This is a genomic window from Enterococcus sp. DIV1758, from assembly GCF_051711985.1.
Classification (GTDB): domain Bacteria; phylum Bacillota; class Bacilli; order Lactobacillales; family Enterococcaceae; genus Enterococcus; species Enterococcus faecalis.
On record NZ_JBIOOA010000001.1, the window covers coordinates 2648383 to 2673924 of the forward strand.

A 25542-nucleotide genomic window follows, 5' to 3' on the forward strand; every position below is an offset into this window, starting at 1 on the left:
GATTTTTTAACTTAAGCCAAGTTTTTCTTTAAATTCTTTGACATATGAACGGCTAACAGGTACTTTTGAGCCGTTGGTTAAAATTACTTGCAACGTGTTATTAAACCACGGCTGAATTTCTTGAATTTTTGTTCGATTCAAGATGAAACTTCGATGCGTTTTAATAAAGAGCGTGGCAGGTAATTTCTGTTCGATACTGTTGAGGGTCCCTGTCATCTTGTAGACCTGTTGATCTACAAAAATGCTCAGTTGCCGTTCTTCGACAGAAACGAGGTAAATATCTTCTGGCGCCACAAGATAAATGCGGTCTTCCCCTTGAATAGGTATTGCTTCAGATTTTGGTCCTTTTTCGGCAGTGTTTTCTGGGACAGCTTGACCCATTTCTTTCGATGCTTTTTCAATGACTTGTGTTATTTTTTCTTCTTCAAAAGGTTTCAAAATATAATCTTTTGCATTCACTTGAAAGGCCTTTAACGCATATTGATCATAGGCGGTTGCAAAGACCAAGTAGGGCGCTTTTTTAAGATGAGTTAATTTTTCCGCTAAATCAAACCCGCTTTCATCGGTCAAATGAATATCTAAAAATAACAAATCTGGCTTTTGATCCATCATCTCTTCCATTGCCTCCGCCACAGAATCCGCTTCTGCAACGCTCGTCACTTGCGGATGTTGGGAAACAAGATAACTCAATTCTTCTCGTGCTAAGGGTTCATCATCAACGATTAATACGTGCATCTAATTCCTCCTGTTCCATCGGGATTTCTAAATGAACATGGCTCCCGCCTGTCTCTAAATTTTCAATTAAAAAACAACCTTCTGATCCATAAAGGTTCGCCATTCTGCGGGACAAGTTTTCCAGTGCCGTGCCGGTGCCTTTTTCCGAAGTCACTGTCGTCTTTCCTAATAACAAGCGGCGTTCTTCAGGAATCCCTTGCCCATTGTCATACACATCCACATGTAATTTGTGTTGTTTTGCTTTGACCACTACCCGAACTTGATTGTTCTCCTTCCGGCTGCCAAATGCATGCTTGATGGTATTTTCCACTAACACCTGAATCGCATACGGCGGTACTTTTTCTGAAGCAACCGCTTCTTCCACGTCAAATGTTACTTGATAACGATTCGGAAACCGTGCTTGTTCTAATGATAAGTAGGCTTTTACTTGTTCTAGTTCTTGTGAAACTGGGATCGTAGTTTGCACGGCTCCCTGTAAGTTGCCTCGAAAGTATTTACTTAATTGGAGCAATAGTTTCCGCGCTTTTTCACTGTCTTTCCGCATTAATGCGGAAATAGTATTGATGGCATTAAAGAAGAAATGTGGGTTCACTTGCGCTTGCAAGGATTTAATTTCAGCTTCTTTAAGTAATTTTGATTGTACTTCCGCTTCACCTAATTCAATTTGTGAAGAAAAAATTGTCCCAAGACCTTCTGCTAACTGCTCCTCGACATGCGTTAACTGCGCTGGATCCGTAAAATACATTTTTAAGGTGCCAACAATTTGCTGATGGGAAAATAATGGAATCACAATCGCCGCTTGCAACGGACAATTAGGGTCCGAACAACCAACTTCTTCTTTGGCATGCGCGATGGTCATTTGGCCCGTCCGTAACACTTCCCGAGAAAGCTCCGTGATGACTTCTAGCTCTGGAATATGATGATCGCTTCCTGCGCCAACATGAGCTAAAATTTGATGACTGTTTGTCATGCTAATCGCACTGACTTTTGTATAATGCTTAATAATCTCCGCAACTTTTTTGCTGGAATTTTTATTGAGGCCTTCTCGAAAATATGGCAGTGTTTCCGCTGCTAATTCCAAAACATCGTGCGTCTGAACCGCTTTGGCCTGCTCTTCTTGTTTCAATGTCGTCGTTAGAATCGACATAAAAATAAACGTTCCTACGCTATTTAACAAAATCATCGGCAGCGCAATAAAACGAACCAACGTAGCCCCATCCGCTAGATCACCGCTGAAAAAGAAAATAAAAATCATTTGAATCATTTCCATACACGCTCCGACAATGGCAGAAAAGCCGGCAGACGGAAAAACGGTTTGCTTTGCCATGCGGCTCCCTAAAAAACCGGCAATTAAGCCAACAATTAAAGAAGCAGGCACATAAAAGAAACTATGCCCCCCGCCTTGAATAACCCGATGAAAGCCAGCAATTAAACCAACCGTACTGCCGACAATCGGACCACCTACTAATCCAGAAACGCCAATTACTAACGTACGCGTATTCGCAATGGAAGCATTGCTGCTTAAATAGGTTAGTAAATTATTGGGAACAATCTGATTCTTAGCGATTTCGATACCTGTAAAATTAGAAATAATAGCAAATAAACCAAAAATCAAAATCAACTGAACTTTTGAAGACATTTTTTCACGACTTAATAAAACACGCTTAAAATAAGGCACATTCACTAAAAGAAAGGCCAGTAAAATAATTAAGCCCACCCGTTCCATCATTAAAATAAATAATTCGACCACACCGGCACCTCCTTCCTATTAACTATACTATAAATCAAGGAAAAGAAAAAAATGAAGCTTCTCAAAAAAGAGGCTTCATTTTTTCTATTCATTAAAACGCAGGGATATTGGCGCCTTTAGAATTTTTCTTGATGTATTCAGCAACTTCTTTTGTTGTCATCGCTTCTTTTAAAACCTTGATCTTTTCGCTATCTTTTTCGCCTTTACGTGTCACAACTTGTAATGCGTAATGTTTACTTGCTTCTTCATCTTCTAACAAGATCGCATCTTTCGTTGTTAAACCAGCAGGTTCTAAGTAGGCTGGGTAGCAGAACACCATAGCGATGTCTTTTTCATCATAGGCTTTAGCTAAATTCAGTAAATCAATGCTTTCAAAAGTAATGTTTTTAGGATTTTCCACGACATCTGCCACCGTGCCGTTAAAGCCGACACCTTCTTTTAATTTAATCACGCCGTTTGCATTTAAAATTGCTAAAGCACGGCCTTCATTGGTTGGATCGCTAGGAATCCCCACTTTGGCATTTTCAGGTAAATCTTTCGCATCTTGGTATTCTTTTGAATAGAAACCACCAGCAAAATAATAAATCGGTTGCACAGCCACTAAATCAGCTTTTTTCTCTTTGTTAAACATTTCCATAAATGGTTCATGTTGGGCAAAATTGGCATCCGCTTCGTCATGTTGCACGGCATCGTTGTAGGCAACATTGTCGCTCACTTCCATAATGTTAATTTTGTACCCTTTTTTCTCAGCTTCTTTCTTGGCAATTTCCAAGATATCTTTTGAAGATTCCAATTGCACGGCAACGGTAATCTCCTTGTCTTTTTTCTGATCTGCTTGTTTATTTCCCCCACAGGCAGCTAAAATGACTGTTGCAATAACAGCGAATGTTGCTAAATAAAACTTCTTCATTCTTTTGTCCTCCTACTTTCTTTTGTCTAGTTTTTGGGCAATGAAGTTCCCAAGCATTTGTAAAATGAAGACCAGTGCAATCATAATCACAATGGCAACATACATAATACCGTATTCATAACGTTGATACCCGACACGAACTGCAAAATCGCCAATCCCGCCGCCACCAACAACACCCATCACCGTGGAATATGAAACCATACTCACTGTCGTGGTTGTGTAAGCAAGGACTAATCCACTACGTGCTTCCACCAATAAAAAGTGCCAAATGTATTGGACTTTCGAGGTACCTAACGAATTAGCTAAAAAATAAATTTCTTCTGGAACATCCAACAGCACTTGTTCAACCAAGCGAGCAAAAATCGCGATCGCAACAATACTCAATGGCACAGAGGAAGGAATTGGGCCAAACGCCTTTCCTAAAACAGAACGAGTGACTGGAATCAACGCAATCACAAATAATAAATAAGGAAACGAGCGAATAACAGTTACAATGAAATTTAAAACCCAGTACAGCCAAGGTTGATGCCCTTTGACTTTCGGATTAGCCAAAAATAGTCCTAAGCCTAAAGGCAAGCCGACAAGCAAACAGATAGCCATCGAAATCGACATCATAATCCCTGTTTCTTTTAAACCCACCAGCATAGATGGCCAATATTCGGCAAAGGTTTCTGAAAAAGTCATGGACGCAAACTCCTTTCCACTTTTTCTAAATAGGAAAGCGGTTCTTCCTCATATTGCTGAGGATTATTCAGAAATTCGCCAATTAACTGACCTTTTTCCATCACTAAGATACGATTACATAAGCGCTTCACGGTTTCTAATTCGTGACTGACAAAGAAAATAGTCGGTCGGAATTCCTGATGCGTCTTATGTAATAGTCGAACGACACTTTCTGTATTTTCTTCATCTAATGAACTCGTTGCCTCGTCACATAATAACCATTTTGGATTACGGCTCAACGCTCGAGCAATAGAGACACGCTGTTTTTCCCCACCAGAAAGCTGAGCAGGATACGCTTCTGCCTTATGGGCCATATCAACAAACGTTAATAAACGCTCAATTTTTTCAGGCTGTTTCTCTTTTAAAAGTTTCAAAGGCAACGCAACATTATCATAAATTTTCAAATTTTCTAACAAATTGTAATGCTGAAACACCATCCCCATTTGTTGTTGCTGCTGGCGAACTTCTTTTTTAGAGAAGGTTTGAACATTTCTGCCATCAATACGAATCTCCCCTTCACTCGGTTGTTCCATTAAATTCAACAAACGTAACAACGTGGACTTGCCAGAGCCACTTTTCCCAACAATCCCAACGATTTCTCCTGGTTGGACAGAAAAGTGAATATTTTTTAACGCGTGTGTCTCTTGATAGACTTTCGACACATTCACTAACTCAATCATGATTACCTCCTAAAGGCCGACAAACAAACTATAACAACTAAAAAAACTGTATAACAATTAAAGTAATTCTGTGAAACGATTTAAAAAAACTATTACGAATTAAAAAATAACACACGTTTCGAAAAACAGCGGTATATCAGAGATGTAACTACTTACATCATCTACTAAAACAGAAAAAAAAGCAACCTTTTTATTTGTGAAAAAAACACTATCTGTTTTTTGTCTGTATTATTTTGTACAAATGAATTAAAAATTTCCTGTTTCTACAGCTATTTCCCCACGCTCCTACTAAAAAAAGACATTCTCAGAAACGAGGCATCCAAAAAGGGAAAAGCGCTCGTAACGATAATGTCTCTAATGGTTTACTTTTTAAATACAACTGTTTCTTCGACAGTAATTCTTTCAGCTAATGATTGAATCACTGGACAGTTTGGGGAGACAAGCTTCAAACACCGTGTCGCCCGTGCTTGAAAGGCTTCTGGAACAGACACATAAAAGAGAATCGTCACCTGTTTTAATGGTTGTGCGCGTCTCTCTACTTCTCTTGAATACGTGACTTCTATTTTTTCAAACTCAAAGGGAATGTGCGAATTTTCCAAAACGGATTGATACACGTACCCCCCACAAGCGCCAATTGCCGAAACGAGCATTTGAACTGGCGAGTATCCCTCTTCTTTTGCTAACACCCAGCGCGCTGTTTTCGTTTGTAATTCAAATTTTTCCACACCACGAATAATCGTCAAACGTTCTACCATTGCCATCTTCACTCCTTTTTACTCTTTCTTAAAAGATACTACAAAACAGCGCTAAAACAAACATTTCTAACTTCTCAACTTAGCAAGTCCTAAAAAAAACGAAATTCTCACTTGACAAACAACGCAACACCTGATAATATACTTCCGTTCAAATCGTAACCATTACGATTTAGATTTTATAAATCCAAAAAGAAAGGAAGTGCCTTATGGCTAAAAAATCAAAAATTGCTAAAGCAAAAAAACAACAAGCAATGATTGCAAAATATGCGCCTATTCGCCAAGCCTTAAAAGAAGCTGGCGATTATGAAGGTCTTAACAAATTGCCAAAAGATGCTCATCCAAGTCGCTTAAAACTCCGCGATCAAACAGATGGGCGCCCACGTGGCTACATGCGTAAATTTGGCATGTCGCGGATTCGTTTCCGTGAATTGGCTCACCAAGGCTTGATTCCTGGCGTCAAAAAAGCAAGCTGGTAACTCATTATTTCGATAAAGACAACTAGCGAGGACAGTCGCCTTTGGGCTGACCTCGCAGCCCCCTTTATCTTTTATACGCAATTAAAAAAATCAAATTGGAGGACGGAACTATGCGCCAAACCATTACGTTAGCTTGCGCTGAAACTGGCGAGCGCCTTTACTTAACAAGTAAAAACAAACGAAATACACCAGAAAAATTACAGCTGAAAAAATATTCACCAAAATTACGGCGCCGTGCACTTTTCACTGAAGTCAAATAACAGGAGGGAAACTTGATGGGCATTCCAATCACCATTGTTTCTGGCTTTTTAGGCGCAGGAAAAACAACCTTAATTAACCATGCGCTTGCGCAGTCACCGTTTCCTAAAGAAGAAATTATTATTATTGAAAATGAATTTGGTCAAACAGGCGTTGACCACGCATTACTTTTACAAACCACGGAACGAATTATTCAATTAAATAATGGGTGCATGTGTTGCAGCTTACGAGGAGATCTTCTTGCCTCTTTATCAGCAATCTTAGAAGTGTACCAAGAAGAACAACAAACCGTTGCCCAAGTCATTTTAGAAACAACGGGCATTGCTGATCCGCAACCAATCATTCAAACAATTTTAACGACCCCGCACATCAAAAATCATTTCTATATAGACAGTCTCTTAACGGTCGTTGATGGGCATCATTGGCAACAGCAACTTCAAGAAACCGAAGCCATCAAACAACTGGCCTTAGCAGATCGCCTCTTTTTTTCTGTCAAGGAACCAGCAGACATCACTCAGCTACCAACGTTCCAAGAAACCCTTCGTACCATTAATCCTTTTGCTGATATTTTATCCTTTCAAGCCAACGAGCCCCTTTTGGCTAGTGACTTTTTTCAATTAAATAAGTTTACGGCAACACTTACAGAACACGAAATGACTCATTCCCCGCATGAGCACGCCCACGAGCATCATCACCATACCTTTCACTCCCTCACGCTAACGGCGTCCTCAGCCCTCAACGAACCTCTTTTCACTCGTTGGCTTGATTGGTTAATGTATACGCATCAAGAAAAGTTATACCGTTTCAAAGGGATTCTCGCCTTACAGGAGCATGACTTGGCCATTGCCATGCAAGGCGTCAACCAGCAAGTGGCCTTTCAAATGACGAATCAACCCCCTCAAGAAACGACAATTGTTCTGATTGGCAAAGAATTAGAGACAAAAAAAATTCAAGAAACCTTTCAAACCCTCAACAAAATAGCTACTCCGTAAATTATTTTTTTACGAAATGGAGGTCCTATATATAATGGAAAAAACTGACTTATCTAGCGCTTATCGTCGACTGAAAAGTCCCAACATCAAAACACGAAAACGCGCACTTAAAATCATTAAAGAACATAAGCGCAATAAACAAAAGAAAATTGCGTAATTCACTAAAGGAGCACACCTATGAAAAAATTTACTCTTCCCCTGTTAGCCGCCTTATCGCTAATCCTTTTCGGCGCTTGCGGCAAAACAAACACCTCTGATAAAACCGCTGACGGTAAAGAAAAACTATCCATTGTCACGACTTTTTATCCTATGTACGATTTCACTAAAAATATTGTAGGCGATGAAGGAGACGTCAAATTGTTAATCCCTGCTGGTTCTGAACCCCACGATTATGAACCATCCGCCAAAGATATGGCTACCATCCATGATGCGGATGTTTTCGTTTACCACAATGAAAATATGGAATCTTGGGTACCAAAAGCTGCTAAAGGCTGGAAAAAAGGAGCCCCGAACGTCATTAAAGGTACCGAAAACATGGTCTTACTTCCTGGCAGTGACGAAGACGGACACGACCATGACCACGAACATGGCGAAGAAGGCCACCACCATGAATTAGATCCGCATACTTGGGTTTCGCCCCATCGTGCCATCCAAGAAGTTACAAACATCAAAGAACAATTAGTCAAACTTTACCCTAAAAAAGCCAAAACATTTGAAACAAACGCAGAAAAATACTTAACAAAATTAACAGCCTTAGACAAAGAGTTCCAAACAGCTTTGAAAGACGCTAAGCAAAAAAGTTTTGTTACCCAACATGCTGCATTTGGTTATCTTGCCTTAGATTACGGCTTAAAACAAGTGCCAATAGCTGGTTTAACACCTGAACAAGAGCCAACAGCAGGGCGCTTGGCAGAGTTGAAAAAATATGTCACAGACAACCAAATTCGCTATATTTATTTTGAAAAAAATGCCAACGATAAAATTGCTAAAACGTTAGCTGACGAAGCGAATGTTCAATTGGAAGTCCTAAACCCGCTAGAAAGTTTGACACAAAAACAAATGGACAATGGCGAAGATTATCTTTCTGTAATGAAAGAAAACTTAACTGCTTTGAAAAAAACAACAGATACAGCCGGGAAAGAGGTTCAGCCAGAAACCTCTGAAAAAACAGAAAAAACCGTGGCTAACGGCTATTTCAAAGACAGTGAGGTGGCTGAGAGAACACTGGCAGATTACGCTGGAAATTGGCAATCCGTCTATCCTTTATTAAAAGATGGCACATTAGACCAAGTCTTCGATTACAAAGCGAAACTGAAAAAAGATAAAACACCAGCCGAATACAAAACCTACTATGATGCCGGCTATCAAACCGATGTCGACCACATCAACATCACTGATTCCACCATCGAGTTTCTGGTCGATGGCAAACCACAAAAATTCACCTATAAAGCAGCCGGTTATAAAATTTTAAACTATGCAAAAGGCAACCGTGGCGTCCGTTTCCTTTTTGAAACAGACGATGCCAATGCTGGGCGGTTTAAATACGTCCAATTTAGCGACCACAACATTGCACCAACGAAAGCCGCTCATTTCCACATCTTCTTCGGCGGCGATAGCCAAGAAAGTCTGTTCAATGAAATGGACAACTGGCCAACGTATTATCCAAGCGACTTAAGCAAACAAGAAATTGCCCAAGAAATGATTGCGCATTAAGCATTCAAAAGAGAGGAGGTAGCATTAGCTAAAATGCTACCTCCTCTCTTTTTTTATTTAGTCAAGCACACCATGTTCTGCTTCAAACGTCGCTAACAACTGGCGCACTTCATCCGTTGATTTTGTATTCATTAATTGTGCTCTTAAATCACTGGCACCTGGAAAGCCTTTGACATAAATTTTGAAGAAGCGATGCAGCCCAACGATGGAGCGAGGCACCAATTCTGCATACTTGTCTTGCAAATCCAATTGTAAACGTAACAAGCCCAGTAATTCTTGTGGCGTATGTGTTTTGGGTTCTTTTTCAAAGGCATAAGGATTTTTAAAAATCCCCCGACCAATCATGATGCCATCTACACCATATTGTTCTGCTAATTCTAGGCCCTTTTGACGATCGGGAATATCCCCATTAATCGTAATTGTCGTTTGCGGTGCGACACGGTCCCGAATAGCCATAATTTGCGGAATGACCTCCCAATGGGCATCCACTTTGCTCATCTCTTTTCGTGTTCGCAAATGAATGGATAGATTCGCAATGTCTTGCTCTAATAAATGCGTGATCCACGCCTCCATTTCCGCCATTTCAGTAAACCCAATGCGTGTTTTGACACTAACAGGTAAGCCACCTGCTTTGGCGGCGTCAATCAATTCAGCCGCGACTTCTGGGCGCAAAATTAATCCGCTGCCTTTTCCACGCTCAGCCACGTTGGGCACAGGACAGCCCATATTTATGTCTAATCCTTGAAAGCCCATCTCCGCTACACCGATACTCATTTCACGGAAAAATTCCGGTTTATCCCCCCAAATATGTGCCACCATTGGCTGTTCATCTTCTGTAAAAACGAGGCGCCCGCGCACACTGTCTTTTCCTGCAGGATGACAATAACTATCTGAATTAGTAAACTCTGTAAAAAACACATCTGGTGCTCCAGCTTCTTTCACGACATGACGAAAGACCACATCAGTAACATCTTCCATCGGTGCTAAAACAAAAAAGGGCTTTGGCAATGTTGCCCAAAAATTCTTGCTCATCTTCATATACTCCGTTTCTGATTTTTTCTTTATTTTCAACGACAACTTGTCGACATATTCTGGTGCGAAACATTGCTATTATACAGGGAAATGCACGAAGAATCAAAAAAGGCATACTTAGAAACAAGAAAACTGTCTGAATCTGCTCGCTAGAATGAGTGATTCAGACAGTTTAATCTTTTTACGGCTTAACTACGTAAGCCACGCCCTGTTTCTACAAGGTACCAACAAATGCCATATAAAACGACAATAAATAAGATTAAAATGGTCATAGAAATACCAATTGGCACATCTTGAACCCCTAGGAAACCGTAGCGGAACCCAGAAATCATGTAAACAATCGGATTAACTTTTGAGACAGCTTGCCAAAATGGCGGCAACATGGAAATGGCATAGAAAACCCCACCCAAATAGGTTAAAGGCTGTAACACAAAGGTCGGCACAATCGATACATCATCATAGGATTGCGCAAAAATACCATTTAACAAACCAGCTAAAGAAAAAAGAATCGCTGTCATCAATAAAGTCATGATGACCATCAGCCAAGAAACAACGTGCAACGGCACAAAAAATAGAGAAATGATGGTGACTAACGCACCGACCAAAATACTACGACCAACGCCACCAATCACAAATCCCCAAATAATCACATGAGTTGGAACTGGCGCCACGAGAATTTCTTCGATATTTTTCTGGAATTTTTGTGAGAAAAAGGAAGATGAAACATTGGCGTACGAGCTTGTAATGGCTGACATCATAATTAAACCTGGCACGATAAATTCCATATAAGAAAAACCGCCCATGTCGCCAATTCGCCCGCCAATCATTTTCCCAAAAATCACAAAATATAAGGACGTCGTAATCACTGGCGGTACCAGTGTTTGGACCCAAATCCGTAAATAACGGTTGGTTTCCTTCACAGCTAAACTTTTTAAAGCAGTAAAATACAGACTAAACATGTTGATCCTCCCTTTGGTACGTATCCTCAGTAATCTTCAAGAAGAGCTCTTCCAAACGGTTGGACTTATTCCGCATTGACAATACTTTGATTCCTTGTTGACTTAGCTGTTCAAACAAGTGATTGACTCCTTGGTTTCGTTCCACTTCCACCGCTAACGTTAACTCGTCCTCAAATACGCTTTGATAGCCTTCAATAACTGGCGCCTGCGTATAAGGTGCTAAATCAAAAATAAACGTTTCAAATTGTAATTTTGCTAACAAGTGCTTCATGCTGGTGTTTTCAATCAATTCACCAGACTGAATAATCCCAATGTTGCGACACAACATCTCAGCTTCTTCTAAGTAATGGGTCGTCAAAATAATCGTGGTTCCCTGCGCATTTAACTCTTGTAAAAAGGCCCACATTTCACGGCGCAATTCAATATCGACACCTGCAGTCGGTTCATCTAAAATCAATAACTTCGGCTCATGCATCAGCGCGCGAGCAATCATCAAGCGACGTTTCATTCCGCCAGAAAGCATTCGAGCCCGCTCGTTCCGTTTTTCCCATAAATTGGATTGTTTTAAATACTTTTCACTCCGTTTCATGGCTTCTTTACGAGACACCCCATAATAGCCCGCTTGATTGACCACAATCTGCTGGACCGTTTCAAACGGATTGAAGTTAAACTCCTGCGGCACTAACCCAATCTGTTGCTTCGCCCGCACTATTTCCGTATCTAAATCATACCCAAAAATTTTGACTTTCCCCGAAGTCTTATTAACTAACGAGGTCACAATCCCAATCGTCGTTGATTTTCCTGCGCCATTCGGTCCCAAAAGAGCATAAAAATCGCCTTCTTCGACTGTTAAATCAATCCCCCGCAACGCTTCAACACCTGAAGCGTACACTTTGCGTAAATCTTGTATCACAAGAGCATCAGTCATTCGTAACTCTCCTTAATGTATAAATATTCATGAGTATTATTGTAACACTTCTCGATAAAAACGGGGGTTATTTTGATTAAATTTCACAGTTTTGCTTAGCTATTTTTCAACAACAAACTAGCCAACGAATAACGTGTTTATTTTGACTTGAAACTGTTTAAACAGTTTCAAGAGCGTCAAAACCCTTTCAAATCAAGGATTTAGAGTTCTCTTTTTTGGCACAGAACTTGCTTTATATAAAAGTGAGGTGAAAAGAATGAAAAGAAAATTTTTAATTGCTAGTCACGGAAACTTAGCGAAAGGCTTCCAAAGTTCCTTGGATATTCTCGCAGACAAAGGAAAAGAGCTGGCGGTCATCAATGCCTATGTGACTCCTGAGGACTACACGCCAATTATTCAAACGTTTCTTCAGTCCCTTGGCACAGAAGAACAAGCTATTATTTTAACAGATTTATATGGTGGTAGCGTCAATCAAAAAATTGTTCAAGAAGTCATGATGACAAAACCAGACAATGTTTTTATCATTTCCAATGCCAACTTAGCCATTGCTTTGTCTCTGATTTTCTTAAAAGAAGGCGAAAAGCTAACCAAAGAAGATATTCAAGCAGCAATTGTTGAAGCACAAATTCAATTCGTTGAATTAAACCCATCAAATGAAGAAGAAAACTTTTTTTAGGAGGAAATTAAAATGATTACACAAGTACGAGTAGACGACAGATTAATTCACGGCCAAGTAGCCGTAGTTTGGACCAAAGAATTGAATGCCCCCTTATTAGTTGTAGCGAATGATGAAGCAGCCAAAAACGAAGTAATGCAAATGACGTTAAAAATGGCTGTCCCTAATGGCATGAAACTATTAATTCGCTCAGTCGATGATGCGATTGATGTCTTCAATGATCCTCGTGGTAAAGACAAACGAATTTTTGTAATTGTGAACAGTGTAGCGGATGCTACTAAAATTGCGAAAAACGTGACAGATATTGAAAGTGTGAATGTTGCCAACGCTGGCCGCTTTGATAAATCAGATCCAGCCACCAAAACACTGGTTTTCCCAAGTGTCCAATTAAACCCTGAAGAGTTAGAAGCTGCCAAAGAATTAGCCAGTTTGACTCACGTGGAAAGCTATAACCAAGTACTGCCAACCAACTCAAAATTAAGTCTAAAACAAGCCGTCAATTAAAAGGAGGAAATGAACAATGCTTATGCATGCAACAATGGCAGCCTTAGCTGTATTTATCTGTTTTGCTGGGAATTATTTAACTGGTCAAAGTATGATGGAACGTCCCTTAGTCGTTGGATTAGTCACAGGAATTTTAATGGGCGACATGAAAACAGGGGTTCTAATGGGGGCCTCTTTAGAAGCAATTTTCTTAGGAAATGTTAATATCGGTGGTGTTATCGCAGCGGAACCTGTAACTGCGACTACTTTAGCCACAACGTTTGCAATTATTTCAAATGTCGAACAAAAAGCCGCCATGACGTTAGCCGTACCAATTGGGATGTTAGCCGCTTTCGTGGTGATGTTTTTAAAAAATGTCTTTATGAATATCTTTGCTCCTTCTCTTGACAAAGCAGCACGTGAAGGTAACCAAAAAATGGTTGTGACACTGCATTACGGAACGTGGATCATTTATTATTTAATCATCGCTTCGATTTCATTTATCGGAATTTTAGCAGGAAGCGGGCCAGTAAATCTGTTTGTTGAAAGCATTCCACAAAATTTGATGAACGGCTTAAGCGCAGCTGGCGGACTTTTACCTGCCGTTGGGTTTGCTATGTTAATGAAACTATTATGGGATAATAAATTAGCCGTCTTTTACATTTTAGGCTTTGTTTTAACCGCGTACCTACAATTACCAGCCGTTGCGGTAGCGGTCATCGGGACAGTAATTTGTGTCGTGAGTGCCCAACGGGATGTAGAATTTCGCGACATTCTAAAAAGAAAACCGGCGGCGTCTTCTGCGGTTGAAGGCAGCGCGAAAGAAATCGAAGAGGAGGACTTTTTCGCATGAAGTTAAAAGAGAATTTATCTAAAGAAGAGAAAAAAATGATGCGCTCTGTTTTCTGGCGTTCTTGGACGATGAACGCTAGCCGGACAGGAGCTACACAATACCACGCAGTGGGTGTCATGTACACTTTACTCCCAGTTATCAATCGTTTTTATAAAACCAAGGAAGAACAGGCCGAGGCATTGGTGCGTCACACCACTTGGTTCAATGCAACCATGCATATCAATAACTTCATCATGGGGCTCGTTGCTTCGATGGAAAAACAAAACAGTGAAGACGAAAACTTTGATGCTAGCTCTATTACAGCAGTTAAAGCCTCACTAATGGGGCCACTTTCAGGCATCGGTGATTCCTTCTTCTGGGGCATCTTACGTGTTATTGCTGCCGGTATTGGGATTTCATTAGCCAGCACTGGTTCGCCATTAGGGGCGATTGTCTTCTTACTTTTATACAACGTTCCTGCGTTCCTGATTCACTATTATGCGTTGTATAGCGGCTACTCAATCGGTGAAAGTTTTATCCAAAAAATGTACGAATCAGGCGGAATGAAGATACTCACAAAAGTATCGAGTATGCTAGGCTTAATGATGATGGGCAGTATGACTGCTTCGAATGTAAAATTCAAAACGATTCTTGAAGTTTCCGTTAAAGGAAGCGAAGACGTAGTTAAAATTCAAGACTATTTGGATCAACTATTCGTCGGTATCGTACCATTAGCCGTGACATTACTTGCTTTCTGGCTATTACGCAAAAAAGTCAATGTTAACGTGGTGATGTTTGGTATCATGTTCTTAGGCATCTTGCTAGGATTACTAGGCATCTGTTAAAATTGAAACAATAAACATTTAATCATTAAACACTTAGAGCCTGAGACAAAAATCCAAAGTGATTTTTATCTCAGGCTTAAAAGCTGATAAACGGCGGGAACAGAAGCAACCCCTGTCCCGACCTCTCTTTTGGAAGGACGATGAATTATGCGCTTGGAGACCTACCAACACTTAGTTGATATTTTAGAAACCAGCAACACCCCGATGAGCACACAAGAAATTGCCACAAAAATTCAATTAAGCCGCTCGGTAACCAGCTTATATTTAAATAAATTATTGGAAAAAGGTGAAGTCCAACAAACGGGAAAAAAACCCGTTTATTGGCAATTAACCCGTGCAACAACCCCCACGACCGATGTGTTTCGACAATACATCGGTAGCCAAGGCAGCGCCAAAAAAGCCATTGAACAATGCAAAGCCGCTATGTTGTATCCCCCATTGGGTATGCCTTTATTAATCCATGGAGCCAGTGGCGTCGGCAAAAGCTTTTTGGCAAAGCTGATTTATGAGTATCTGAAAAATGAACAAATCATTGGCCTGGAAAAATTCTACACCTTTAACTGTGCCGATTATGCCAACAATCCCGAATTACTGTCATCCATTCTCTTCGGCCATACCAAAGGCGCATTTACTGGGGCTGAATCAGAAAAACAAGGACTCTTGGCCCAAGCTAATAATTCCGTACTCTTTTTAGATGAAGTACATCGATTATCCAATGAAAACCAAGAAAAACTCTTTCAATTTATGGATACAGGAACCTTCCGCCCCATTGGTGAAGAAGGAAGAATGGTGCATTCCAAGGTCCGGCTACTATTTGCAACCACCGAAAACCCGAAAAAAGTCTTATTACCAACCTTTTATCGCCGAATTTCCGTAATCGTCTCACTTCCGAACTTCAAAGAGCGCCCCATTCGAGAACGGATTGCGATTTTGAAAAACTTATTTCACCGAGAAGCGAAACGAATGACCAAAGACATCAACGTGGACGAAGAAATCTTTACGGCATTATTAGAAAATGACGAACCTGGCAACGTGGGAAGTTTATCCAACAAAGTGCAGCTCCTTTGCGCGTCACAATTACGAAAAACTTTGCCCAATCAACCTGTCGTCATTGGCGATGCGACTCAACCAATGATTACAATTCCTTTAGACAAAGAAGTGTTAGAAGAAGACACACTTTCTTCCGATATTTTCGCAACATTTGAAGCCTTATTTACAAAAGAAAAAACACTGGCCCACTTAAAAACTGAACTGACACAATTCATTAAATATTGTTTAGACGATGAAATAACCTTGGAAAATGATTATTTTTTACAAAACCTAGTCACGGAAGTCCAAACCAAAAACAAACTAATTATTAACCAACCTGAGCAAACTGAAAAACCGATGAAAGATGTTGCCAAATTGCTGAAAATTTTACCGCCAACATTTAACGAAACAATGCTCCTTCCAGTCCAAGCACAGTTAAAAGAACACTATCCGCGAACGGTTTCCCTCGTGAAAAACTTAGTCAGTCCGCTACCAGAAGAATACCGTTTCTTGACAGAGGTACTCTTATCTGTATTACTCAGCGGGGAAATTTCTGAAACGATTCCTTACCAAGCGCTCCTCGTGGCGCATGGTGAATCGACTGCCACAAGTATTCAAGCCGTTGCCAACAAATTATGTGGTACCTATATTTTCGATGCGATTAACATGCCCTTAACCTCCTCCGTCCGAGATATCGTCGCCGAAGTTAAAGACTGGCTTTCTCAGCGGGACACTTCACAAGGCGTCATTATGCTCGTCGATATGGGTTCTCTGACACAACTTTATAAAAGTTTGAAACCGCAAATTCTTGGAGAACTTTTGGTGATCAATAACCTGACCACTGCCTATGCGTTGGAAATTGGTCATCAATTAATGAACGAACAACTTTTCTATGGTATTGCTAAAACCGCTGAAAAAAAATTTAAAACCGATGTACAGTACTTTGAAGGCTTTTCAGTGGAAAAAAATATCATTGTCTCTAGTATTTCAGGTCTGGATATTGCCAAGCAAATCAAACAAATCTGTCAAAAATACCTGTATACTGATATTAAAGTCATTACTCTAAAATACAAAGATTTGGTAAACACGTTAGACATTGCCAACGCCGAAGAAAATTATTTAAAAGAAACCTCGCTCATTTTGACGACGTCTTACTTAGACAACCATACGAATGTTGCTAGCGTGAATCTCTTAGACATGTTAGACGAAGATGCAGGAACCCAGTTGATGGAACCTTTCCAAAACTTGATGCATCCCAATAACATTGATAGCATGATTAACGAATTTGTTCACTTCTTCTCGAAAGAAGGCTTGTCAGAAAAACTAGAATTTCTAAATCCTGACGTTATTATTAAACAAGTCGAAAACGTTACAAAAAACATTGAAAAACGTTTCGACCTCACACTCAGCGGCAAAATGAAATTTAACTTAATGATGCACAACGCGCTCATGGTAGAGCGGACAATGCTCGGCGTTGAAGACTATGAAGTCCCTGCTAACCTTGAGGAACTAACCATTAACCAAAAACCATTTTTCCAAAATGCTAAAAACATTTTCTATACCCTAGAACAGTTTTATCGAATAGAGATTTCCAACTGGGAACTCTATGTGATTTATGAAATTTTGTCTTCTCGGTGAGATGGGATGGGATGGGAAAAGCCACTTTCCTCTGGAAAGTGGCTTTTTTTAGTTTGTGTTCTGCGTTAAAAATTCATACATATTAGGTTCTACAGGTGTTTCTAAGGTAAAGTCTAGTTTAACGACGCTTTTTTTCTTACCCTCTTTGTCTTGTTTTTCGACTTGTTGGATAGTTTCTTGAAGAGGGACTACTTCGCCTAGATAATAGAAATCTGTTTCATTCTCTTTTTGATTATATTTCCGTTTCACAAATAAATGAAATTTATATTCCCCAGGATTTCGCAAAAGTTGAGCTTCTGGTGAGTGTAGATTTCTAGGCGCTTTTGTATACCAATGGAATGTTCGTTCATCAATAAATTCATCCTCATAAGCAATACGTGCAGCTTTAAAATCTTTGCCTTTATCCAAAGTTACAAAAATAGCAAAATGATTGTTACTGTTTGTATATCCACCAATACTTTGTTCATTTTGATTAAAATTCATATTTAATAATCGTAAAACATCTTTACGACGATATTTTTTGTATAAATTTAACGGTTGTGATAAATCATACTCCATAGATTTGTTAATCCCTGTATGGATTACATCTAACATCAAATTGATAAAATAAGAATTCTTTTTAAACTCTCTGAATTTTTCTGTTATTTGTAAACAATTCTCTTTCATCTTAAACATTTGTGATAACAAATAACGTTTTCTAATTGTTGACTCGTAAAAAGATAAATCTAAGACTTTAACAACAGATGCTAGAGTATCTGTCGTATACGTCAGGTTAAACGTATCAAACAGCGCTGTGATTTCCTCTAAAGATAACTGTTCTTTATCTGTCATTAAAAATTCTTCAATAACATAAAGTTCATGCGGGCGAATTCCTGATAGCAATTCTACAGAAACAAATTTTAGTGCACCGTTTTCTTCTTCACTTAATTTAGCTTCTGTTTCCCCAATTCTCTCCAAGAAATTATAGTATGTTTTTTCTTTACCTATAATCAACAATGGATCCACGCCATCTAACACTTGAAAATCATTCAGGTAAGGAACCCTATTCAACCGATTTTTCAACTTAAAATAACTAGCTTTTAGTTCTGACATCGCATCTAATTTAGCTTGATCAATTGATTTAAAGATACGTTCACGAGCAACTTTTTCAAAATTAATTGAAGATAAACCACTGATATACGTCACATCAATTGTATCGCGACGTAAACTATTCTTAGTTTGAGAACTATCTCCAGATAAAGCCATAGGAATCATATAGTTATTTTTATAATTACCAATAAAATCAATTACCGTAACAAATTCTTTTGATGGGTCTTTTCTTAGCCCCCGACCTAATTGCTGAATAAAAATAATACTAGATTGCGTATTTCGCAGCATAATTACTTGATTTACTTTAGGGATATCAATGCCTTCATTAAAAATATCAACCGTGAAGATATAATGAATCTCTCCAGTATCTAAACGCTTAATTTCCTTTTCTCTTTTATCAAAATTATGGTCACCAGATAAATAAGCACTCGGAATTCCACGATCGTTAAACATCTCTGCTAACTGCCTTGCTTCGTCTTTACGACTACAAAACACCAAGCCTCGAGGACTATCTCCCGAATAACCATAATAGTTAATTTTTTTATTAAAAAATCAACTCGTTCTTCCTGTAGCAAACGTTTTAAATCAGTTGTTTCATCAATGATTTCACCATCTTTTTCATAATCAGTTACGCCAAAATAATAAAATGGACAAAGCAGTTCTGCTTCTAAAGCGGCTTGCAAACGTATTTCATACGCTACATTATAATCAAATAGCTCAAAGATATTAAAATTATCTGTTCTTTCAGGTGTAGCCGTCATTCCCAATAAAAACTTGGGATTGAAAAATTCAATGGCTTTAATATAAGATTTCGCTCCAGCTTTATGGACTTCATCAATCAAAATATAGTCAAACGCTTCTTTTCCTAAACGCTCTTGATATTCACTTTTAGATACTGTTTGAATTGTTCCAAATAGATATTTTGCATCAAAATTCTTAGAATTCCCTGATAAAACACCATAATCATCATCTTTTCCACCTAAAATCAATTTGAATGATTCTAATGCTTTCATTAAAATTAGCTCACTATGAACAATAAATAATACACGTTTAGGATTGAATTGCTGCACATCAAATGCTGCTAAATACGTTTTCCCTGTACCAGTCGCAGAAACAATCATTCCCTTAGTTGCGCCCGTTTCTCTAAGCGATTTTAAACTTCTAAGCGCTTCTTTCTGCATAGAGTTCGGCAAAATATATTGCGTATCTAAACACTCGTTTTCAGAAACATCTTGTACTAACATCTTTCTATTAACAATAGGATGATAATTTTTTTCAAATGCTTCTACTCATTCTAGGGTTAGCGACTGTGCCTCATGCCATTCTTGAATGAGATGCTTTTGAATAGAAGAAACCATCTCGCCATTCTCTCTTGAAGTTAATCTAACATTCCACTCATAGTTAAGTTTCAAAGCAGACATTGTTAGGTTCGAACTACCAATAACAAAGCTTTGATAATCCTCCATCTCAAACAAATATCCTTTTGAATGAAAACCTTCTTTTTTAGAAACTCGTACTTCTACATTTGGAATATTCAACAATGCTCGAAATACGTGTGGATCATTAAAATTTAAGTATGTTGATGTTAAGATTTTTCCAGAGATTCCACGCAAAGCCAGATCAGCCAGTTGTGTTTTTATTGCATTTAAACCACTAGGTGTTATAAATGCAACGGCTATAAAAAAAGTCTTACAGCTTTTCAAATCTTTACTCAATGTATTCAATAAATAATCATGTTTTTTGGGATTGTTCACAATAAATTTAGGTGTAAGATCGTCACCTAGAGCTTCTTTATTAATAAATGCCTTTTGTAACGCCAATTCTAAATTATCCATTTTGTTCAGTTCCCACACCTTTTTCTACTAATTTTTCCACAGTAGGAATATCAGCAGGCGCCCACTCAAGTTGGTTTAATTCATTTGGCGTTAGCCATTTAATTTGTAGATGTTCTGTCAACTGAGGTTCACCTGATTCTAAATAACAGATAAATGTAGTTAGATTAACGAAACCAAAATCATACTCATATCGACAAAAAGCATACTCTTCCTTGACGATCGTTACTTCTATTTTTAATTCTTCTTGCAATTCACGTTCAAGCGCTTGAACTTTCGTCTCACCATTCTCGATTTTTCCACCAGGAAATTCCCAAAGATTTGCTAATGCACGTTCAGGTCCTCTTTGACAACACAAAACTTTCCCGTTCTCCACTATGATTGCTCCTACTACGTGAATTTCTTTTTTCATATATTTTAACCCTCTAATCTAATTGATTTTGTTAGTTTTATTATATTTAGGATCGCATAAATAAGCTATGGTTGCAATATTAGTGGCGTAAATTTCATTTATTATATTTGTTTTTTGATTTACTATACTTTAATTATTTAATAACTCTTCAGTTTAAACATACTAATCTCTCAAAAAACCGCAACTTACTCCCTCCAAAACGCAAGAGAGAAAAAGTTAATAAAGAAATATCTCCCAAAAACGTATGATGAATTCAAAGAAAAAAGAAATAGCGGCGATCAAAATGAGGAAATCAACTAAAAAGAAATGTATCATCTGCGTAAGTGCGTTATTCGTAATGAGTATACTTGCTGAAATCGGAATCAATTATTCTCTTGGTAAGAAAGATAAACATATTGTCAGTATGTGAATTTTTATATACTGGTTTATGACAGAACACACACTGCCGCTACCATAAAAAAAGACACCTTCCAAAAAATGGAAAGTGTCTTGAAACATTGTAATTGATTGATAAGCGAACAAGATCGTAACGACTCCAAATAATTAACGTTTTGAGAACTGTGAAGCTCTACGAGCTTTCTTAAGACCTGGTTAGCTAATCTCAGATATCATATAGTTTCAGAATATAATAATACCAACAGTTTCTATAAAAATAAGATAAAAGAAGCTTCACAATATTTGAGCAAATTTCAAATACTCGTAACTAAAATTCGTAACCAAATAAAATATCTTGCACGTCAGAGAATTCTATTAATTAAACTCAGAAAACGAACCTAGAAACCCACACTTTTTTATTTTTTCTTTATATTTTTCATTTTTGGTTTTGTCATAATAGTGAAGATACCATATTATATTTTCAGAGTTTAAATGTTTAAATATTTCCTCAATATAGATTAAATCAACTTCTCCGAAAGAAAAGCCATATGAATAAATAGAATCAACATCTCCCTGTAATTCTTTAAAAAAACACAAATTTTCTTTAATAATTCTAGATGTAGGTTTTTTTAATGCTTCATTCATAGAATTTACATAAGTATCTTGGTGATAAACTTGTTCATCCATTTGAAAATCATTGTTGTGACCTACAATAGGAGATGTTTGATCTCCATGTATGTGGATAACATTCTCTGCTTCATACAGATTTTCTAATGTTTCAGTATAATTAAACGTTAGAAAAGTATCGTTTTCTTTGTCAATTAATTCTGAAAAAGAATAATAACTATTCAAGTTGAAGACAGAAAAACAGTTTTCAGGAGTTGAAATATTGTTTATCCATTCTGAAAAAAGCTCAGGTAACTTTAGCATCACATTTCTTAAATCATTGTATGCATCTTCATGATTATTCCCTGTATGAAAAGGATTTATATCACCTTCTTTATCATATTGAATTTCTATGTCTTCTTCTAACAAAGAGTAATCAAAATACCCCATAGCCTTTTCAAAATCACTCCAGTTCTCTCCATCTCCTTCATAACTAATATTTGAGCAACTATTACAAATCATGAAATCTATTATTTGTGCGCAACCTTCAATTTCATAAGACTCTCCTCCGTCGTAATCTGTATATGATTGTAGCCATAGATTAGGATATTCGTCATACACATACTCGTATGTGTACCTAAGATATTCTTTAAAATGATTAAATGTAGAGGGAATTCCATGGGCTAAGTCAAATCCATTCCCTATAATAAATAACTTATTTATAATACTCACTCCTTATCCCTCATTAAGAACTAGTTCTTCGTTTATCTTAATAACATAGATTACCAAAATGATTAATGTATAGAAATAATCAGTTTCATTTTCTTCTACAATAGAACCATGTGAATACTTATTTCTTAAACCTAATGCATTATCAAATTCAGAATTATTAAGAATATAATTTAGATAATCTACTTCTGGTTTAGCAAACAGGGTATTCTCATAAATTAATAGTCCCTCTTCAATCATTTCATCTATCTCTTGCTGCTGGTACTCTAACCCTTTTTTTATACTCAATTTTTGATTCCAATGATAATAATGAATAACTCCATACTTGTAGATACTTGAAATAATTAGGATTCTAAATAACTGTTTTTCAGTTGTAAATATGTTTTCCTCTTTATCTACTGAAATAACATTATTATCAAGTAAAAAATCAATATTTAATTGTTGGTAACTACGAAAATCAGTTTTTTTAATTTTATTGTTGACAATTAGTTGTACAAAATCATTTCCTTTCAATTCTTCATTTATATAAGTTATAGGTGATTGATCTGAAAACAGTAAATACATAATTCTTTGAATATTTACATTTTTATTATTTATATATATATATTTCCTATCCAATAAACTTTTTAATGAATTAAGTCGTGGAGTTGCTTCTAGTTCAAATAATTCTTTGTCTATTTCATTTTCGTCAATATACAATTTCCATTGCTTTCTTATTTGTTCCTCTAGTGTAAATAAATTTTTTGTTTGAATGTGTATTTTTTCCGACTTACTTGCAAAGTCTAAAGATAACCACTCTATTAAAAAATATTCTTTACTATAATTTGAAAAAAAATAGACTATCAATTCTTCTATTCTTAAGTCAAAAAGCTCCTCTAATTTATCCTGATATACTTTAAAACTCAATAACATCAATGAATTTTTATTACTGAAATAGAAGCTTGTTTCATAATTTTTTTTGGTATGAATCCCAGATAATGTTCTCATTAAAGTTGAACTTTCTAAGTTAGGGAAACTACACAAATTTAATATCCAATTATCTGTAAAAAAACCATTAAAATACATCATATACTCTAATAAATTTTCTTTGGAGTCTTCTTTTTTTATATAATCTACATCAATTAAGTTTTTAAATTCGTCTTTCGCAACATCATAATGTTCCTTTTCTGTATAAACAGCAATTCTCTGCCCAATTCCTCTATTCTTATCACTAAAAATTTCTTGCTCTATCTGCTCACGTCTTTTTCTAGATTTTAATTTCAATTTCGCATCAATTGTAAGTTCTTTAAACCCTTGAATCCCTTGATTAATCAAGCGAATATAATTTAAATTCGCAAACTCATACTCAATATACTGTTCACAAAATCTGTACATTTCATGTTTAGTAATATTAGTGGGTATAAAACGTTTAGTTTTACCATCTGTATAATTATCTAGAATCAGTTCAAAGTTGCTAGTTTTTTCTAAAAATATATCTTTCATTAAATCAGGATACTTAGTTATAAAATATTGTGTTTCCATAAAGTACCAAATAGGAATTTCATATATTTCAATATATTTTCTTAAAGCATCTTCACTAATTTTTTCATCTAATTTATACCGTTCAAAACATTCTAAAAAATCTTCCCTGAATAAAGTATTACTATGTTCATCAATACTATCATTCTCTAGCTTTTTTGATATATTTCCATCTAACTCGGAATCATCAGAAAAAAAGAAGTATCTAAAAATTTCTGAAATATCTTCTTTCGATATTCCCTTAAAAAATTGATTAATCTTACTATTAAGTCTACCTTTAGCCTCTTTAATATGCTTATCTGATAAATCAATTGGATAAATTTTATTACTTATAAATTTTAAAACATTGTAAGCTTCCAATATATCTAAAAAGTTATTTAATTCTAATTTTCCACAGGATTCAATTAGCTCTTTCAATCTATCAAAATGATAACCTATAGACATATCTGATGAACTATAAAATTTGACCCGTTTCATCAGCGGATCCACCTCCTCTAATATCTGACAAATCTTTTTCATACTTAAGAACTCTATTTAAATTCATTGCTATATCATTTGGAGACATTATTGTAAAGTCAGAAAATCTATAATATTGAAAATGAGCTGATGAATCGTAACAAGTTTTCCATACCCCATATTCTAAATCTTTATCCAAATTAGAAAGATATAACGAAAAAGAAAAATACCATATTTCAGTATTCCCACAATAATCTGTAATCTCAATATAGTTATGATACCTATTTAATTTATTTTCTCTAAGATTCTTTTCTTTGTTATACTTCCCTAATGCCTCAAAATAAGAATAGAAATGATCCGATGAAAAACTAATAAGATTATCATGTGCGTATCTTTTTAAAAATCGATTTTTATTTACTTTTTGCTTGATGATTGGTAAAGATTTAGCAACCCCAAAAGTTGAGCTATCATCCATGCAGTCAAAGCAATGTGTTCGGAAAATCCCTCCTAGTTTAGACACTATTTGAAGTGTATATTCAAAAGGAATTGTATCTGACATTATTGAATTATAAATCTTAACTTCAAAGCTTGGTGAAATAAAAAATTTTTTTAACTTTGAATCCTGTTTTAAGTATACAGAAAAATTCCCTTTAAAATTATAACTATTTAAGCGAGAATTGTTCTTAGTCAAAAATAGGGATATTGTGGCAATAACAAAAGAAAAAAATGCTATACAAACCGTAAAAATAGCTACAATATTGTCTTCAATGAATTCGACCATTACATTTTCCTCCTTCATTTAATCTAAACAGATTACTCAAAAAAATAAAAATTTTCATTTATACTTCAATCTCATAATCTTCGATATATCATCAATTTCCAAAGCGTCTGCTATCCGTTCGATATGTTCCAAATAAATTCTCTTTCTTTTACCATTCGCAAGATTACTCAAATTTGAAGGCTCTATTCCAGATAAGCGAGCAAGTTCCCTCAAAGACATTTTTCTTTCTGCTAATAATTCATTGATTAGTATTTCTACTTTTACACTACAGCTATCTTTTTCCATCTAAATTCCCCTATCTAATAAAAAAATGTTGTCTATACAAACATG

The 25542-nt window shown here is 36.8% G+C and carries 24 protein-coding genes and 1 pseudogene; 10 read left to right on the plus strand and 15 right to left on the minus strand.

Annotation, left to right across the window (positions count from 1 at the left end):
• Window positions 1-6: 6 nt before the first annotated feature.
• The 6 genes from IGJ52_RS12865 to IGJ52_RS12890 form a co-directional block, all read right to left on the minus strand.
• The gene (locus IGJ52_RS12865; protein ID WP_002367483.1) at window positions 7-735 is read right to left on the minus strand and encodes a LytR/AlgR family response regulator transcription factor; all 729 of its coding nucleotides are present in this window, start codon (window positions 733-735) and stop codon (window positions 7-9) included.
• Window positions 716-2485: a sensor histidine kinase gene (locus IGJ52_RS12870; RefSeq protein ID WP_002367484.1), complete on the minus strand. Its 1770-nt coding sequence runs from the start codon at window positions 2483-2485 to the stop codon at window positions 716-718. The genes IGJ52_RS12865 and IGJ52_RS12870 overlap by 20 nt, the downstream gene beginning before the upstream one ends.
• A gap of 91 nt (window positions 2486-2576) precedes the next feature.
• Complete coding sequence (locus tag IGJ52_RS12875) at window positions 2577-3395, minus strand: MetQ/NlpA family ABC transporter substrate-binding protein (RefSeq protein WP_002383186.1); 819 nt, start codon at window positions 3393-3395, stop codon at window positions 2577-2579.
• Window positions 3396-3407: 12 nt separating this feature from the next.
• A complete protein-coding gene (locus tag IGJ52_RS12880; RefSeq protein ID WP_002368484.1) occupies window positions 3408-4079 on the minus strand; it encodes a methionine ABC transporter permease in 672 nt (223 codons plus the stop codon).
• The gene (locus IGJ52_RS12885) at window positions 4076-4798 is read right to left on the minus strand and encodes a methionine ABC transporter ATP-binding protein (RefSeq protein WP_002354824.1); all 723 of its coding nucleotides are present in this window, start codon (window positions 4796-4798) and stop codon (window positions 4076-4078) included. Before IGJ52_RS12885 ends, IGJ52_RS12880 begins: the two co-directional genes overlap by 4 nt.
• A 362-nt stretch (window positions 4799-5160) precedes the next feature.
• Entirely contained in the window at window positions 5161-5559 is a 399-nt protein-coding gene (locus IGJ52_RS12890; protein WP_002394733.1) for an OsmC family protein, read from the minus strand.
• Window positions 5560-5759: 200 nt separating this feature from the next.
• On the opposite strand from IGJ52_RS12890, the gene rpsN reads away from it, so the two are divergent.
• The 5 genes from rpsN to IGJ52_RS12915 all read left to right on the plus strand — a co-directional run bounded on the left by rpsN (window position 5760) and on the right by IGJ52_RS12915 (window position 8992).
• The gene (gene rpsN / locus IGJ52_RS12895) at window positions 5760-6029 is read left to right on the plus strand and encodes a 30S ribosomal protein S14 (RefSeq protein ID WP_010816853.1); all 270 of its coding nucleotides are present in this window, start codon (window positions 5760-5762) and stop codon (window positions 6027-6029) included.
• A 110-nt stretch (window positions 6030-6139) separates the two neighbouring features.
• On the plus strand, window positions 6140-6289 hold the full coding sequence (gene rpmG, locus IGJ52_RS12900) for a 50S ribosomal protein L33 (RefSeq protein WP_002354818.1): 150 nt from the start codon (window positions 6140-6142) through the stop codon (window positions 6287-6289).
• Window positions 6290-6304: 15 nt separating this feature from the next.
• Window positions 6305-7279 carry a CobW family GTP-binding protein gene (locus tag IGJ52_RS12905; RefSeq protein WP_002383182.1) on the plus strand — a complete coding sequence of 325 codons (975 nt, stop codon included), beginning with the start codon at window positions 6305-6307 and terminating at the stop codon, window positions 7277-7279.
• Between the two features lie 34 nt (window positions 7280-7313).
• Window positions 7314-7436 (plus strand): putative metal homeostasis protein, encoded by a 123-nt coding sequence (locus IGJ52_RS12910; protein ID WP_002383181.1) that lies wholly within the window; start codon window positions 7314-7316, stop codon window positions 7434-7436.
• A gap of 20 nt (window positions 7437-7456) precedes the next feature.
• Window positions 7457-8992 carry a zinc ABC transporter substrate-binding protein AdcA gene (locus tag IGJ52_RS12915; protein ID WP_002389398.1) on the plus strand — a complete coding sequence of 512 codons (1536 nt, stop codon included), beginning with the start codon at window positions 7457-7459 and terminating at the stop codon, window positions 8990-8992.
• 57 nt (window positions 8993-9049) lie between these two features.
• On the opposite strand, the gene IGJ52_RS12920 is transcribed toward IGJ52_RS12915, so the two are convergent.
• The 3 genes from IGJ52_RS12920 to IGJ52_RS12930 all read right to left on the minus strand — a co-directional run bounded on the left by IGJ52_RS12920 (window position 9050) and on the right by IGJ52_RS12930 (window position 11911).
• Window positions 9050-10024, minus strand: coding sequence for a tRNA dihydrouridine synthase (locus tag IGJ52_RS12920; RefSeq protein ID WP_010715483.1), 975 nt, complete (start codon window positions 10022-10024; stop codon window positions 9050-9052).
• A gap of 188 nt (window positions 10025-10212) precedes the next feature.
• Complete coding sequence (locus IGJ52_RS12925) at window positions 10213-10983, minus strand: ABC transporter permease (protein ID WP_002354811.1); 771 nt, start codon at window positions 10981-10983, stop codon at window positions 10213-10215.
• On the minus strand, window positions 10976-11911 hold the full coding sequence (locus IGJ52_RS12930) for an ABC transporter ATP-binding protein (protein ID WP_002383178.1): 936 nt from the start codon (window positions 11909-11911) through the stop codon (window positions 10976-10978). The genes IGJ52_RS12925 and IGJ52_RS12930 overlap by 8 nt, the downstream gene beginning before the upstream one ends.
• Before the next feature lie 256 nt (window positions 11912-12167).
• Between IGJ52_RS12930 and IGJ52_RS12935 the strand changes: the two genes are divergently transcribed.
• From IGJ52_RS12935 to IGJ52_RS12955, 5 genes are all read left to right on the plus strand, one after another.
• Entirely contained in the window at window positions 12168-12587 is a 420-nt protein-coding gene (locus tag IGJ52_RS12935; protein ID WP_261998595.1) for a PTS sugar transporter subunit IIA, read from the plus strand.
• A 12-nt stretch (window positions 12588-12599) separates the two neighbouring features.
• A complete protein-coding gene (locus IGJ52_RS12940) occupies window positions 12600-13091 on the plus strand; it encodes a PTS system mannose/fructose/N-acetylgalactosamine-transporter subunit IIB (protein ID WP_002419643.1) in 492 nt (163 codons plus the stop codon).
• Window positions 13092-13107: 16 nt separating this feature from the next.
• Window positions 13108-13923: a PTS mannose/fructose/sorbose/N-acetylgalactosamine transporter subunit IIC gene (locus IGJ52_RS12945; protein ID WP_002365419.1), complete on the plus strand. Its 816-nt coding sequence runs from the start codon at window positions 13108-13110 to the stop codon at window positions 13921-13923.
• Window positions 13920-14747 (plus strand): PTS system mannose/fructose/sorbose family transporter subunit IID, encoded by an 828-nt coding sequence (locus IGJ52_RS12950; RefSeq protein WP_002381048.1) that lies wholly within the window; start codon window positions 13920-13922, stop codon window positions 14745-14747. The genes IGJ52_RS12945 and IGJ52_RS12950 overlap by 4 nt, the downstream gene beginning before the upstream one ends.
• 147 nt (window positions 14748-14894) lie before the next feature.
• Window positions 14895-17414: a sigma 54-interacting transcriptional regulator gene (locus IGJ52_RS12955; RefSeq protein WP_368561327.1), complete on the plus strand. Its 2520-nt coding sequence runs from the start codon at window positions 14895-14897 to the stop codon at window positions 17412-17414.
• Window positions 17415-17462: 48 nt separating this feature from the next.
• Here IGJ52_RS12955 and IGJ52_RS12960 read toward each other — a convergent pair.
• The 6 genes and pseudogenes from IGJ52_RS12960 to IGJ52_RS12985 form a co-directional block, all read right to left on the minus strand.
• Window positions 17463-20338 (minus strand): annotated as a pseudogene (locus tag IGJ52_RS12960) (DUF3427 domain-containing protein).
• A complete protein-coding gene (locus IGJ52_RS12965) occupies window positions 20331-20747 on the minus strand; it encodes a (deoxy)nucleoside triphosphate pyrophosphohydrolase (RefSeq protein ID WP_002381045.1) in 417 nt (138 codons plus the stop codon). The pseudogene IGJ52_RS12960 and the gene IGJ52_RS12965 overlap by 8 nt, the downstream one beginning before the upstream one ends.
• A gap of 750 nt (window positions 20748-21497) precedes the next feature.
• Complete coding sequence (locus tag IGJ52_RS12970; protein ID WP_129194904.1) at window positions 21498-22460, minus strand: bacteriophage abortive infection AbiH family protein; 963 nt, start codon at window positions 22458-22460, stop codon at window positions 21498-21500.
• 3 nt (window positions 22461-22463) lie between these two features.
• Window positions 22464-24452 (minus strand): hypothetical protein, encoded by a 1989-nt coding sequence (locus tag IGJ52_RS12975; protein ID WP_129194903.1) that lies wholly within the window; start codon window positions 24450-24452, stop codon window positions 22464-22466.
• Complete coding sequence (locus IGJ52_RS12980) at window positions 24430-25212, minus strand: hypothetical protein (protein ID WP_129194902.1); 783 nt, start codon at window positions 25210-25212, stop codon at window positions 24430-24432. Before IGJ52_RS12980 ends, IGJ52_RS12975 begins: the two co-directional genes overlap by 23 nt.
• A gap of 54 nt (window positions 25213-25266) precedes the next feature.
• Window positions 25267-25497: a helix-turn-helix domain-containing protein gene (locus tag IGJ52_RS12985; protein ID WP_129194901.1), complete on the minus strand. Its 231-nt coding sequence runs from the start codon at window positions 25495-25497 to the stop codon at window positions 25267-25269.
• Window positions 25498-25542 lie beyond the last annotated feature (45 nt).